This is a genomic window from Shewanella sp. LZH-2, from assembly GCF_016859145.1.
GTDB lineage: Bacteria > Pseudomonadota > Gammaproteobacteria > Enterobacterales > Shewanellaceae > Shewanella > Shewanella xiamenensis.
Genome location: NZ_CP069350.1, coordinates 237,591 through 252,004, shown reverse-complemented (window position 1 = coordinate 252,004; position 14,414 = coordinate 237,591). Strand labels below are relative to the sequence as shown.

The 14,414-nt window shown below is 47.0% G+C and carries 9 protein-coding genes and 3 rRNA genes; 3 read left to right on the top strand and 9 right to left on the bottom strand.

Annotated features, from left to right (window positions below; translation table 11 throughout):
- Positions 1-59: 59 nt before the first annotated feature.
- The 8 genes from JM642_RS01215 to JM642_RS01180 all read right to left on the bottom strand — a co-directional run bounded on the left by JM642_RS01215 (position 60) and on the right by JM642_RS01180 (position 10,708).
- A complete protein-coding gene (locus JM642_RS01215; RefSeq protein ID WP_088586507.1) occupies positions 60-1,334 on the bottom strand; it encodes a CinA family nicotinamide mononucleotide deamidase-related protein in 1,275 nt (424 codons plus the stop codon).
- Between the two features lie 261 nt (positions 1,335-1,595).
- A 5S ribosomal RNA gene (gene rrf / locus JM642_RS01210) occupies positions 1,596-1,711 on the bottom strand.
- Positions 1,712-1,835: 124 nt separating this feature from the next.
- Positions 1,836-4,728 (bottom strand): 23S ribosomal RNA (locus JM642_RS01205).
- Between the two features lie 320 nt (positions 4,729-5,048).
- A 16S ribosomal RNA gene (locus tag JM642_RS01200) occupies positions 5,049-6,591 on the bottom strand.
- The 16S, 23S and 5S rRNA genes sit together here, the layout of an rRNA operon.
- Before the next feature lie 517 nt (positions 6,592-7,108).
- On the bottom strand, positions 7,109-7,690 hold the full coding sequence (locus JM642_RS01195; protein ID WP_037429821.1) for a TlpA disulfide reductase family protein: 582 nt from the start codon (positions 7,688-7,690) through the stop codon (positions 7,109-7,111).
- Positions 7,687-8,166 carry a heme lyase NrfEFG subunit NrfF gene (gene nrfF, locus JM642_RS01190; RefSeq protein ID WP_037422794.1) on the bottom strand — a complete coding sequence of 160 codons (480 nt, stop codon included), beginning with the start codon at positions 8,164-8,166 and terminating at the stop codon, positions 7,687-7,689. The genes JM642_RS01195 and nrfF overlap by 4 nt, the downstream gene beginning before the upstream one ends.
- Positions 8,163-8,717, bottom strand: a complete 555-nt coding sequence (locus JM642_RS01185) for a DsbE family thiol:disulfide interchange protein (protein WP_037422791.1) — start codon at positions 8,715-8,717, stop codon at positions 8,163-8,165. The genes nrfF and JM642_RS01185 overlap by 4 nt, the downstream gene beginning before the upstream one ends.
- Positions 8,718-8,728: 11 nt before the next feature.
- Positions 8,729-10,708 carry a heme lyase CcmF/NrfE family subunit gene (locus JM642_RS01180; RefSeq protein ID WP_203432531.1) on the bottom strand — a complete coding sequence of 660 codons (1,980 nt, stop codon included), beginning with the start codon at positions 10,706-10,708 and terminating at the stop codon, positions 8,729-8,731.
- Positions 10,709-11,107: 399 nt separating this feature from the next.
- On the opposite strand from JM642_RS01180, the gene ccmI reads away from it, so the two are divergent.
- Positions 11,108-12,355, top strand: coding sequence for a c-type cytochrome biogenesis protein CcmI (gene ccmI / locus JM642_RS01175; RefSeq protein WP_037429823.1), 1,248 nt, complete (start codon positions 11,108-11,110; stop codon positions 12,353-12,355).
- A gap of 85 nt (positions 12,356-12,440) precedes the next feature.
- Here the strand turns inward: ccmI and scyA are convergent, their stop codons facing one another.
- On the bottom strand, positions 12,441-12,740 hold the full coding sequence (scyA, locus tag JM642_RS01170; protein WP_037422782.1) for a monoheme cytochrome c5 ScyA: 300 nt from the start codon (positions 12,738-12,740) through the stop codon (positions 12,441-12,443).
- Between the two features lie 324 nt (positions 12,741-13,064).
- On the opposite strand from scyA, the gene ccmA reads away from it, so the two are divergent.
- On the top strand, positions 13,065-13,715 hold the full coding sequence (ccmA, locus tag JM642_RS01165; protein WP_037422780.1) for a cytochrome c biogenesis heme-transporting ATPase CcmA: 651 nt from the start codon (positions 13,065-13,067) through the stop codon (positions 13,713-13,715).
- 11 nt (positions 13,716-13,726) lie between these two features.
- Complete coding sequence (ccmB, locus tag JM642_RS01160; protein ID WP_037422777.1) at positions 13,727-14,413, top strand: heme exporter protein CcmB; 687 nt, start codon at positions 13,727-13,729, stop codon at positions 14,411-14,413.
- The last annotated feature ends 1 nt before the right edge of the window (position 14,414 follow it).

Here is a 14,414-nt window from a genome sequence, read left to right as displayed (position 1 = left end):
CTCGGGAGCATTTTTGTTAGTCAAGCTAGACTGACTAAAACCCGTAAGTATCCAAAGAGTTACTTGCTGAAACGCCCTATCGATTGATAATCCACAATCACAGCTTCGGTGAGTAATTCACGTCTTAACATATCGTAGGCTACCGCCGCACTTAAGCTACGCACTAAATCCCGCGAACGTCGCGGCAGTTTTATCATTTGGCTGTAGACGCCACTGCGGGTTGCCAAGGCAATTGCCACCGTACCAACGGGCTTTTCTTCGGTTCCGCCATCAGGTCCCGCTATCCCACTGGTCGCTAAGGCAAAATCACTGTCTAAAATAGCACGCGCGCCCTTAGCCATTTCTTCAACCGTTGGAATAGAGACTGCGCCGTGATCGTCCAACGTCGCCGGATTAACACCTAATACTCGCACCTTAGACTCATTACTGTAAGTCACCAGACCGTGTTGCAAATAGGAAGAGCTGCCCGGGAAATCCACTAACTGACTGGTAATCATCCCACCCGTACAAGACTCAGCAACACTCAAGGTCAATCCAGAATTCAGCAACTTAGCATGGATCTCTTCGGCAAGCGTCGCTTTATCTTCGGCGACGACCGCAGTCCCCAGCACCATTTTGATGTGCCCAGTCACCCGTGGCAGCAAAGCAATCGCCTTCTCGCCGCGGGCAAAGATCTTAATCTCAATATGTGGCATTGAGGAGCGATAGCCAATGGTAATTCCCTCAGGCAACTCCAATGGCTCGATTTTGTCGGCAAGGGAAGACTCGCCATGACCTATGGTCAGCAACTTCTTCAGCGCCACCTTAGCGTCGAGGTCAAACTCTGCACGGATAAAAGGAATAAACTGTTCCTTCACCATATGCTTGAGTTCAAATGGCACACCAGGAGTGAAGAACAACCAGGCTCGATTCAACTTCACTCTAAATCCACAAGCCGTGCCAACGGGGTTATCCACCATCACCGCAGACTCAGGCAGCATTGCCTGCTTTAAATTACTCACTGGCATCTCGCGATTATTGCGCGTAAACCAATCTTCTAAACGTTGACGCCACTCACGATTCTCAACCAGAGGCTCGCCTTTAGCCTTAGCCATTGCCTCGGCAGACATATCATCACTGGTCGGCCCCAAGCCGCCATTCACTAAAATCACATCGGCATGCAAACTACGCTCTTGGAAAACCGCAATTAAGTCCTCGAGACGATCCCCGACTGTAACGCGCCTCTGGATCTCAATGCCATGCTCCATCATAGTGCTGGCAAACCAAGCAGCGTTAGTATCAACAATCTGACCCGACAGCACCTCTTCCCCAGTACAAATCATCTCTAACTTCATCATAGATCCTTAGCTACCCCAATAAGTTACTGCATAAGGTAAGTAACCTCTGAAGTAATAGCAAGAGTTGACCTTTGGGAGATATGGTTCAGTAGTGTGAAGAAAATAAGGTAGTCAGTCGCGATTTAGCGCACATCAGGGGTGTGTGAGCGAAAGAGGCTGAAAATTGGAATGAGTGATTTCAAAATCACAATCTAAAGATGGCAAACACCTAAAACAAAAAAGCCAGCTTATTCAGCTGGCTTCATTGTTTATTTAGGCGCTTGGCGATGACCTACTCTCACATGGGGAGACCCCACACTACCATCGGCGCGATTGCGTTTCACTTCTGAGTTCGGGATGGGATCAGGTGGGACCACAATGCTATTGTCACCAAGCAAATTTGGTATCTACTCCCCATCTTATGTGGGCAGTAAATGAATTCGGAAAGCTGTATTGAGTACCACTTCTTAAGTGTTTCTATTCGTCTAAGTGCTACTTAGCAAAACCCATCTGGGTTGTATGGTTAAGCCTCTCGAGTCATTAGTATCAGTTAGCTCAACGCCTCACAACGCTTACACACCTGACCTATCAACGTCCTAGTCTCGAACGGCTCTTTAGTGGACTTAAAGTCCAAGGGATGACTCATCTTGGGGCTCGCTTCCCGCTTAGATGCTTTCAGCGGTTATCGATTCCGAACATAGCTACCGGGCAATGCCATTGGCATGACAACCCGAACACCAGCGGTTCGTTCACTCCGGTCCTCTCGTACTAGGAGCAACTCCCCTCAATCATCCAACGCCCACGGCAGATAGGGACCGAACTGTCTCACGACGTTCTGAACCCAGCTCGCGTACCACTTTAAATGGCGAACAGCCATACCCTTGGGACCGACTTCAGCCCCAGGATGTGATGAGCCGACATCGAGGTGCCAAACACCGCCGTCGATATGAACTCTTGGGCGGTATCAGCCTGTTATCCCCGGAGTACCTTTTATCCGTTGAGCGATGGCCCTTCCATTCAGAACCACCGGATCACTATGACCTACTTTCGTACCTGCTCGACGTGTCTGTCTCGCAGTTAAGCTGGCTTATGCCATTGCACTAACCGTACGATGTCCGACCGTACTTAGCCAACCTTCGTGCTCCTCCGTTACTCTTTGGGAGGAGACCGCCCCAGTCAAACTACCCACCAGGCACTGTCCTTACCCCAGATAATGGGGCCAAGTTAGAACATCAACACTACAAGGGTGGTATTTCAAGGACGACTCCATCAGAACTAGCGTTCCAACTTCATAGTCTCCCACCTATCCTACACATGTAGGGTCAATGTTCAGTGCCAAGCTATAGTAAAGGTTCACGGGGTCTTTCCGTCTAGCCGCGGGTATACGGCATCTTCACCGCAATTTCAACTTCACTGAGTCTCGGCTGGAGACAGCGTGGCCATCATTACGCCATTCGTGCAGGTCGGAACTTACCCGACAAGGAATTTCGCTACCTTAGGACCGTTATAGTTACGGCCGCCGTTTACCGGGGCTTCGATCATGAGCTTCTCTTGCGATAACCCAATCAATTAACCTTCCGGCACCGGGCAGGCGTCACACCGTATACTTCCTCTTGCGAGTTTGCACAGTGCTGTGTTTTTGATAAACAGTTGCAGCCACCTGGTATCTGCGACTCCCGTCAGCTTAGAGAGCAAGTCTCATCACCAACAAGAGCGTACCTTCTCCCGAAGTTACGGTACCATTTTGCCTAGTTCCTTCAGCCGAGTTCTCTCAAGCGCCTTGGTATTCTCTACCCGACCACCTGTGTCGGTTTGGGGTACGATTCCCGCTAACCTGAAGCTTAGAAGATTTTCCTGGAAGCATGGCATCAACTACTTCATCCCCTTGGGGACTCGTCATCAGCTCTCAGTGTATAGTGACCCGGATTTGCCTAAGTCACCCACCTACCACCTTAAACGCGGACTACCAACGCCGCGCTAGCCTAGCCTTCTCCGTCTCTCCATCGCAGTTAGCGGAAGTACAGAAATATTAATCTGTTTCCCATCGATTACGCCTTTCGGCCTCACCTTAGGGGTCGACTCACCCTGCCCCGATTAACGTTGGACAGGAACCCTTGGTCTTTCGGCGAGGGGGTTTTTCACCCCCTTTATCGTTACTCATGTCAGCATTCGCACTTCTGATACCTCCAGTGTGGGTTACCCCTTCACCTTCAACGGCTTACAGAACGCTCCTCTACCGCGCAACTCTAATGAATTGCACCCGTAGCTTCGGTGGTATGTTTAGCCCCGTTACATCTTCCGCGCAGGCCGACTCGACTAGTGAGCTATTACGCTTTCTTTAAATGATGGCTGCTTCTAAGCCAACATCCTAGCTGTCTAAGCCTTCCCACATCGTTTCCCACTTAACATACACTTTGGGACCTTAGCTGACGGTCTGGGTTGTTTCCCTTTTGACGACGGACGTTAGCACCCGCCGTCTGTCTCCCGAGTAGTACTCATTGGTATTCGGAGTTTGCAAAGGGTTGGTAAGTCGGGATGACCCCCTAGCCTTAACAGTGCTCTACCCCCAATGGTATTCGCTCGAGGCGCTACCTAAATAGCTTTCGAGGAGAACCAGATATCTCCCGGTTTGATTGGCCTTTCACCCCCAGCCACAAGTCATCCGCTAATTTTTCAACATTAGTCGGTTCGGTCCTCCAGTTGATGTTACTCAACCTTCAACCTGCCCATGGCTAGATCACCGGGTTTCGGGTCTACGCCTTGCAACTAAACGCGCAGTTAACACTCGGTTTCCCTACGGCTCCGCTATTCGCTTAACCTCGCTACAAAACGTAAGTCGCTGACCCATTATACAAAAGGTACGCAGTCACGGTCTCAAGTACCGCTCCCACTGCTTGTACGTATACGGTTTCAGGTTCTATTTCACTCCCCTCACAGGGGTTCTTTTCGCCTTTCCCTCACGGTACTGGTTCACTATCGGTCAGTCAGGAGTATTTAGCCTTGGAGGATGGTCCCCCCATATTCAAACAGGATATCACGTGTCCCGCCTTACTCGTTTTCATCAAAGGTTAGTTTTCGTGTACGGGGCTATCACCCTGTGCCGCTGGACTTTCCAGACCATTCCACTAACACCCCTCTGACTTAAGGGCTAATCCCCGTTCGCTCGCCGCTACTAGGGGAATCTCGGTTGATTTCTTTTCCTAAGGGTACTTAGATGTTTCAGTTCCCCTCGTTTGCCTCATGTAGCTATGTATTCACCACATGATGACCGCTTATGCGGCCGGGTTCCCCCATTCGGACATCGTTAGCTCAAATGCTTGTTACTAGCTCGCCAACGCTTTTCGCAAGTTACTACGTCCTTCATCGCCTCTGACTGCCAAGGCATCCACCGTATACGCTTAGTCGCTTAACCATACAACCCAAATAGGTTTCACTTGCGTGAGCCACTTGAATTGTTGCGACCAGCTGGTTTTACTTGTCTCATCTTCGACCAAGAAGATGGACTCGCCTTAGACTTGAATATTCAAGACACTTAACAAGTGTTTTAAGAACTCAATTTTTTTTCGTATTAACACAACGACAGACATCATTGTATTAATTACTATCAGCTTTCCAAATTGTTAAAGAACAATGCATACCGGCTCGCGGTGCATGTCGCTCTCCCTTCCCTTACAGGAAGTTCAACAAGCCATCTGTGTGAACACTCAACAAACATCGAGTTAGTCGTATAGGTAAGGAGGTGATCCAGCCCCAGGTTCCCCTAGGGCTACCTTGTTACGACTTCACCCCAGTCATGAACCACAAAGTGGTGAGCGCCCCCCCGAAGGTTAAGCTACCCACTTCTTTTGCAGCCCACTCCCATGGTGTGACGGGCGGTGTGTACAAGGCCCGGGAACGTATTCACCGTGGCATTCTGATCCACGATTACTAGCGATTCCGACTTCATGGAGTCGAGTTGCAGACTCCAATCCGGACTACGACGAGCTTTGTGAGATTAGCTCCACCTCGCGGCTTTGCAACCCTCTGTACTCGCCATTGTAGCACGTGTGTAGCCCTACTCGTAAGGGCCATGATGACTTGACGTCGTCCCCACCTTCCTCCGGTTTATCACCGGCAGTCTCCCTAGAGTTCCCACCATTACGTGCTGGCAAATAAGGATAGGGGTTGCGCTCGTTGCGGGACTTAACCCAACATTTCACAACACGAGCTGACGACAGCCATGCAGCACCTGTCTCACAGTTCCCGAAGGCACAAGTCCATCTCTGGTCTCTTCTGTGGATGTCAAGAGTAGGTAAGGTTCTTCGCGTTGCATCGAATTAAACCACATGCTCCACCGCTTGTGCGGGCCCCCGTCAATTCATTTGAGTTTTAACCTTGCGGCCGTACTCCCCAGGCGGTCTACTTAATGCGTTAGCTTGAGAGCCCAGTGTTCAAGACACCAAACTCCGAGTAGACATCGTTTACGGCGTGGACTACCAGGGTATCTAATCCTGTTTGCTCCCCACGCTTTCGTGCATGAGCGTCAGTCTTTGTCCAGGGGGCCGCCTTCGCCACCGGTATTCCTCCAGATCTCTACGCATTTCACCGCTACACCTGGAATTCTACCCCCCTCTACAAGACTCTAGTTCGCCAGTTCGAAATGCTATTCCTAGGTTGAGCCCAGGGCTTTCACATCTCGCTTAACAAACCGCCTGCGCACGCTTTACGCCCAGTAATTCCGATTAACGCTCGGACCCTCCGTATTACCGCGGCTGCTGGCACGGAGTTAGCCGGTCCTTCTTCTGTAGGTAACGTCACAGATGAGCCGTATTAAGACTCACCCTTTCCTCCCTACTGAAAGTGCTTTACAACCCGAAGGCCTTCTTCACACACGCGGCATGGCTGCATCAGGGTTTCCCCCATTGTGCAATATTCCCCACTGCTGCCTCCCGTAGGAGTCTGGGCCGTGTCTCAGTCCCAGTGTGGCTGATCATCCTCTCAGAACAGCTAGGGATCGTCGCCTTGGTGAGCCATTACCTCACCAACTAGCTAATCCCACCTAGGTTCATCCAATCGCGAGAGGCCCGAAGGTCCCCCTCTTTCCCCCGTAGGGCGTATGCGGTATTAGCAGTCGTTTCCAACTGTTATCCCCCTCGACTGGGCAGATCCCTAGGCATTACTCACCCGTCCGCCGCTCGCCACCTCATGAGTAAACTCACTTGTGCTGCCGCTCGACTTGCATGTGTTAGGCCTGCCGCCAGCGTTCAATCTGAGCCATGATCAAACTCTTCAATTAAAAGTTTTTTGTTTAACTCGCGTTAAACGACTCAATGAATTCTACTGTTTTGATTCGCTTTGCTCACTAAGAAGCATCGCGTTTCAATTCATACATTACTGTATGTACATATTGCTATGAACACTCATTCATTGATTTAATTCTTTGATTACTCGCCAAACGGCAGAGTAATTTCGATTAACTCAACACCTGTGAGTGTCCACACAGATTTCTTGTTTAGATTGTTAAAGAGCGTTTGACCATTCACTTCGCGTTACCGCTCACTGGGTCAGGGCTGCGTATTGTACGCATTTCCCTTGTCGCGTCAAGGCGTTTTTGCAAACTTCTTGAGGCTTTCGAATCAACTGCACATTTTGCATTCGATTCGCACTGTAACCGCGTTTGCTTTCGCTGTCTGCCGTGTCAGTGGATGCGCATTATAGGCAGCGAAACTTTTTGTGCAAGCGCTTTTTAAAAGAAAAAAGATCGCATGGCGATCTTTTCTACAACGGTGCTCTATTTACGCTCTATATGCTGTTTAATTCAGCTTTTTAGCGCCTTTATCGATAAAACTTTGGATTAGCGATACGGCTTTTGCGTCATCCCAATCGACAAAGGAGCGCACAAACGCGATCAATTGGCCATTTTGATCGAGAATAAAGGTTGCAGGAATGGTATCCAGTGGGAACACCTGCCCTAAGTTTTGCGTAGGATCGTAATAGGAATTAAAGTTTGCCATTCCTAATGATGTGAGAAAAGGCTGCACTTGTTGCTTACCACCAGCATCGATAGAGATAGGCAATAACGCAAACTGATCCGCTTTAAACTTTGTCGCCAAACGCTCAATTGCGGGCAACTCCCTTACGCAGGGAGGACACCAGGTCGCCCACATGTTGACCATCACGACTTTACCTTTGTATTGGCTAAAGTCGATAGGCTTTCCATTCGCATCACTAAAAGCAACAACTTCGATAGGATAAGTCTGTGGAAGAACGTTAATCAGATCGACTGTCGACTCAATCGGTTTATTTGCCTGCTGCATGCCGGGGTACGCATGGGCACCACCAGCAAAGGCAACAGACAAACTCGCTAGGATTGCAGCTAAAGCAAATGACTTCATTTATTATCACGCTTTAATAAAGCATCAAGCGCTTTTTGATCTTCGGCACTGATCTCAGGCTCGGTCGTGCCACCGATACGTTGTTTGCGGATAAAGATGAAACCAATGATAAGACCGAGCAATAACAAACCCACTGGACCTAACCAAAGAATATAGGTTTTAGTTTCCATTTTCGGTTTGTAGAGTACAAACTCACCATAACGGCTGGTCATAAACTCGATGATTTCATCGTCACCTTTGCCTTCATCAACCATTTTATACACTTCAAGGCGCAGATCTCGTGCAACTGGCGAGTTGGAATCGATCAAGTTTTGGTTCTGACATTGCGGGCAACGCAACTCATGCGCTAATGACAAACCTCGTTTTTGGTTTTCGGGTGATTTAAATTCGTAAGTATCTACAGGTGTGGCCATTACGGTTGTCACCATACTCAGCATTAACACCAAGCCACCAATGATTTTTGTCAAAATTCTCACGCTGCACCATCCTTCGCCGCTTCAGCTTGGAGTTGTTGAATCATAGGATAGAGAGTTTCACTCCATACACGCTGGTCAATAGGCCCTGCGTAGCGATAACGAATAATGCCATTATGATCAACAATAAAGCTTTCCGGTGCACCGTAAACGCCAAGATCTAAGCCTAAGCGTCCATCCTTATCAAAAATATTAATATTGTAAGGATCACCCTGGCGTTTTAATTCTTCCAGCGCGGGGATACGTTCGTCACGGTAGTTTATCCCATAGATAGGCAGAATATTCTGACGTTTCAGCATGACTAAGAAAGGGTGTTCATACTTACAAGAGGGGCACCAAGTAGCCCAAACGTTAAGTAATGAGACTTTTCCTTTCAGTTGCTCATTGGTAATCATCTCGTTTGGTGTTTCGAGACGTTCCAGTTGGAAAGCCGGAATAGGCTTTCCTTCCAGAGCTGAATCCAGTTTCTGCGGATTTAAAAACAATCCTTTGTATAAAAATACCCCCATGCCAAGAAAAATGACTAATGGGATAAACAGAACCAACTTCTTCATACATTCCCCAATTATTGCGCGGTAGCAAATTTCGCTTTTTCAGTTTGCGGCTTAACGGTAGCAGCCACTTTTGAGCGATAGCGTTTATCCGATGCGGCAAAGAAACCACCGACCATCATGAATATTGCTCCAAACCATAACCAACGAACAAAAGGCTTGTAGTTCAAACGCACAGCAAATTCAGTGCTGCTGATTGGATCGCCCATGGTGACATATAAGTCACGGAACAGACCCCAATCGATACCGGCTTCGGTCATGTCCATAGTACGCACATTGTATTGGCGACGATCAGGCTTGAGTAACGTCAGCAGCTTATCGCCTTTGTAGATCTCAATTTGACCTTGTTGTGCGGTGTAGTTAGGACCAACGACGTTCTTAGTCTCAAGATATTTAAAGGTATAACCCGCAAGCTCTTGGCTTATGCCAGGCCCCATACGCACACTTTTCTCAACCGAGTAGTTAGATACCATAGTGGCACCGATAACCGACACAGCAATACCTAAGTGAGCTAAGATCATACCCAGCTCACTACGGCCCATACGTGCCACGCTTAATTCACCATCTTTAGGCTTCACGATATTGTAAGCGGCTCTTGCGGTTGCCAACACAATCCAAGCAGCAGCGGCGATACCCAAAGCAACCCACACGTTAAAAGCACCATCGACAATAAATGGCGTCACGATACCAATCGCGGCTGATACTAATGCAGGCACCAGCAATTGGCGTTTTAACTCACCCGCTTTTGATTTCTTCCAACGGATGATCGGACCCACGCCCATAAACGCAAACAGCACGAGCACGATCGGTACAAACACAGCATTAAAATATGGAGGTCCAACAGAGATCTTGCCCATACCTAAAGCATCGATCAGCAGTGGATATAACGTCCCTAACAGGACTGTACCAGCAGCGACAGTCAGCAACACGTTACAGACTAACAGCATGGTTTCTTTTGATTTCAATTCGAAGCGTGCTGGGCTGCTCATTTCACTTGCGCGGAAGGCAAACAAAGTGAGCGAACCACCGATAGCTAAGCCAAGTAATAACAGAATAAACATACCGCGGCTTGGATCGGCTGCGAATGAGTGAACCGATGTCAGTACGCCGGAACGCACGATAAAGGTACCCAGTAAACTTAACGAAAATGCAAAGATTGACAGCAATACTGTCCAGTTACGGAACGCACCACGTTTTTCGGTCACAATCAGCGAATGCACTAATGCCGTACCCACTAACCAAGGCATAAAGGAGGCATTTTCTACTGGATCCCAGAACCACCAGCCACCCCAGCCTAATTCGTAGTATGCCCACCAAGAACCTAATGCAATACCGCCAGTGAGGAAAATCCAAGCAGCCAAGGTCCAAGGACGAGACCAACGAGCCCAAGCCGAGTCAAGATGGCCACTCATCAATGCAGCAATTGCAAACGCAAAGCTTACAGAGAAACCCACATAACCTAAATACAACATTGGCGGATGGAAGATTAAGCCTACATCCTGCAACATTGGGTTCAAGTCGCGACCTTCGGCTGGCATTGGAAATAAACGTTCAAATGGGCTAGAAGTGAGCAGCATAAATAAGCTAAAACCAATCACAATCAGCGCCAATACAGCCAGCACCCTTGCAGTAAACACTTCTTCTAAGCCTTTACTGAATAATGCGACAGAAGCGGCCCAAGTCGATAACGCAAACACCCAGAACAACAGAGACCCTTCATGACCGCCCCATACGGCCGCAATCTTAAAGAAAATAGGTAACTGAGAATTAGAGTGATGTGCCACGTAGGCCACGGAGAAATCATCAACGGCGAAGCTATAACCAAGCGATACTACGGATAAAGCAATAAAAAAGAACATTCCGTAGGCTAACGGCCAAGCATACCTCACTAGGTATTGGTCTTTACGGGCAACACCTATAAGGGGAACGCTGGTTAACAAGAAGGCGAATGCCACTCCTATAATCAGCGAAAAGTGTCCAAGTTCTGGGATCATGGGTTTTCCTCAGTCTCTAATAATATGTTGATTTAGAAAAATTCCAAACCAACGCACAACATGCTGTTCACACAAATGCACGAAATTTGGTTCATTTTAGTATTTGCTATTGTTCCTGTCTGCCTCTTTCATACAAAACTGGGTGACTTGTCTCATTCTCGATTTTTGCCCAAATGGAGCCACCGCAGGCCTACAGTTTTGCATGTGACAGATAAATGAGCCTTAAGTTTCATATAAAATTTACCAGATGGAACAATTTGTGAACCAGTGCCCAACTCTCAGCTTTCACAGTTGTGAAGGTCTTATATTACTGTTCAATGAATAATCTTTACGTATAATCTTGCTTCCAAGCCAGCGGTAACAACCGCTTTTATGCAAACTAAAGTGAATATAGAAACAATGACGACATTTTGGATTTTTATTGCGCTTGTTGTGTTGGTCAGCTTAACACTGATCTGGATCCCACATTTCAGACAGCAAAAGTTATTGCGTACTGAGGAAGCTGGTGTTCGCAAACAAACGAACCTCGAATTGTTCAATGAACGTCTTTCCACCCTTGAGAAAGAACTTAATGAAGAACTGCTCGACCAAGCAGAATTTGATGCGCTTAAGAAAGAACTCGAAATCAGTTTACTCCAAGACATCAAACAAGCGAGCGATGATTCCCTTGTCAATCAAATCAAACCTAAAAGTATCCTTTGGCCATCAGTCATGTCGGTATGCTTGATTGCGATCTCAGGTTACCTTTATCAGCAATTAGGGGCCTTTGAAAATATTGGCAATACCCAAGCGGCTAACCCACATGCTGGTATGGATACTGCGCAAATCATGGGGCAGCGCGTACAAATGATGGAAGCCCAAGTGCAAGCCGAGCCAGAAAATAGTCAGGCTTGGTTTAGTCTAGGTCATGCATATATTTCGGCTAACCAATTTGATAAAGCAGTCGCGGCCTTCGACAAAGTGATGGATTTAGTGGGCAAACATGCCGAGTTAATCGGACCAAAGGCCACGGCGTTGTACTACAAAGCCGGTCAGCAAATGACACCAGAAATTCAAGCCTTAATAGACGAATCGCTAGCATTAGATCCACAGGATCCATCAACACTGTTGTTAGTTGGTATGGATGCTTTCTTTACTGCTAAGTACCAAAAAGCCATTGATTCATGGCAGACCATTCTTAATAGTGACCGCACAGATGTGGATCGCGCCGCACTGATGAATGCCATCGAAACAGCTAACTTACGTATGCAAGCCGAAACGACAGGTATGCCTAACGATGATGTACACAAGCAGGCAAAAGTCACAAGCAAATCAGTAAGTATTGAAATTTCAATTTCACCTGAACTTGCAGCTAAAGCGAGCCCAGAAGACACTATCTTTGTCTTTGCACGTGCAACTGAAGGTCCTAAAGTACCGCTAGCAGCAACCAAAGTTAGTGCAAAATCATTGCCTGTTACAGTGACACTAGACGACAGCACAGGCATGGGGGGCGATGTAAAATTAAGCCAAACTGCTAGCGTTGAAGTTATTGCCGTCTTATCCAAGCATGGCAATATCAAACCTCAGGCGGGTGATATTCAAGGAAAAATCAGCAAAGTTAATGTGGGTGAAACGGCAAACTTAGTACTGGATACCCAAGTGCAATAAGTTATTCGCACCTAGCACTAAGTTTCAGCTTAGCGCAGACATAAAAAAACCGGCTAATGCCGGTTTTTTTTAACACTGCAAAAAATTACTTAGCTTTAGACATAAACTCGATAGCTGCTTTGTAATCATCATCAGTACAATCAGTACACATACCACCTGGTGGCATTGCGTTTAAACCTGTTTTTACACTTTTAACTAGATTATCAACACCTTTAGCTAAACGTGGTTCCCACTCCGCTGCATTGTGCGCTTTTGGAGCACCAGCAACACCCATGCTATGGCACACGGTACATGCCTTGTTGAAAATAGCTTCAGCATCTTGAGCTGAAACGTTGACTGACATAGTCAAAGCAGCGACTGCAGTCATTGCTAACAGTTTTTTCATGTTCAATGTTCCTAATGCAAATACGTACAAAGCTCGCGCTGCCCTTTGAGGCAGACTCATTATAGCGGACTAAGATTACTACAAACTTCAATAAATCTCATCTTTTTGTGATTAGAATCTCAGCACAAATGATATAAGGCGACAAGCGTGACAAATTCGTTAATATATTAGCAACTATTAAAAAAGTTCGATTTGTACGAGAAATATTGCGGTTATTGGAACCACATCAAATTGCTGACATCTAGTCCCAAGCAAGTGTAAACCCGCAATATCGTTTGTGTTAGAATCACTTGTGTTTCCTTCCGGCTTGAGATAGAGGGTTCAGTGACAAATATAACTTCAGTAAACACACTGTTATCAGCGAGCAAGCTGACATGCATCCGTGAAGAACGCATTCTATTTGATGAATTAAGTTTTGAGATTAATGCTGGCGATATCGTCCAGATTGAAGGCCCTAATGGTGCCGGCAAAACCAGTTTATTACGCATATTAGCAGGTCTATCTCGTCCCTATGCGGGGCAAACCTTCTATATAAATGAAGATATCAACCGCTGTCGTGACGAATATAACGAAGATCTACTGTATTTAGGCCACCTTGCGGGAGTGAAATCCGAATTAACCGCTGAGGAAAACCTTAACTTCAATTTAAGAATCAGTGGCTATGATGATTTTGATACGTCTGCCATATTAGCTAAAGTAAATCTATCAGGTTTTGAGGAAGCGCTTGCTGGGCATTTGTCCGCGGGCCAACATCGCCGAACAGCATTGGCAAGGCTTTGGCACAATGATTGTAAGGTGTGGATCCTAGATGAACCTTTTACCGCAATCGATAAAAAAGGCGTCGAAGAGCTTGAACAGTTATTTATTCAACATGCGGATAATGGTGGCTGTGTGATCCTGACCACTCACCAAGATATGGGCATTATCAAAGATGATAGGCTTCGTAAAATTCGTCTAGATTATCGCTTCGTATAAGGTTTGGCATAATGAAAAGAGGCATCAGCTTTACTCAAGCGTTTTTAACGTTACTTCAGCGGGATCTAAAGATTGCCATTCGACACCGTGGTGATATTTTTAATCCCCTATTATTCTTCATTATGGTTGTAACCCTATTTCCACTCGGCATTGGCCCAGAACCACAAATGCTAGCCCGTATTGCCCCAGGGATTATTTGGGTTGCGGCATTGTTAGCATCCATGTTGTCGCTGGAGCGTCTATTTAAAGCTGACTTTAGTGACGGCAGCTTAGAACAGATGCTACTTAGCCCACAACCTTTGTCTGTTTTAGTCTTAGCCAAAGTGTTAGCCCACTGGATACTTACGGGTGTTCCATTGATTATTATTGCCCCACTGCTGGCCGTGCTACTGAACTTAGATGCTAATAGTTATGGTGCATTGATTGCCACACTGGCTTTAGGCACCCCAGTGTTGTCACTCTTAGGTGCTATTGGCGTGGCATTAACCGTTGGTCTACGTAAAGGCGGCGTACTATTAAGCCTTTTGATTCTGCCACTTTATATTCCAGTGCTCATTTTCGCGACCAGCGCCATTGATGCGGCAGGAATGAATTTACCCTATGACGGTCAGCTCGCTATAATTGGCGCCATGTTGATCGGTTCGTTAACCTTAGCACCTTTTGCAATCGGTGCATCTCTGCGAGTGAGTACTAACTAAA

Bases quoted from the DNA above. Each gene is read 5' to 3' on its own strand.
- JM642_RS01215 (WP_088586507.1), bottom strand. From the start codon at position 1,334: ATGAAGTTAGAGATGATTTGTACTGGGGAAGAGGTGCTGTCGGGTCAG.
- JM642_RS01195 (WP_037429821.1), bottom strand. From the start codon at position 7,690: ATGAAGTCATTTGCTTTAGCTGCAATCCTAGCGAGTTTGTCTGTTGCC.
- scyA (WP_037422782.1), bottom strand. From the start codon at position 12,740: ATGAAAAAACTGTTAGCAATGACTGCAGTCGCTGCTTTGACTATGTCA.
- ccmB (WP_037422777.1), top strand. From the start codon at position 13,727: ATGAAAAGAGGCATCAGCTTTACTCAAGCGTTTTTAACGTTACTTCAG.
- JM642_RS01185 (WP_037422791.1), bottom strand. From the start codon at position 8,717: ATGAAGAAGTTGGTTCTGTTTATCCCATTAGTCATTTTTCTTGGCATG.
- ccmI (WP_037429823.1), top strand. From the start codon at position 11,108: ATGACGACATTTTGGATTTTTATTGCGCTTGTTGTGTTGGTCAGCTTA.
- JM642_RS01180 (WP_203432531.1), bottom strand. From the start codon at position 10,708: ATGATCCCAGAACTTGGACACTTTTCGCTGATTATAGGAGTGGCATTC.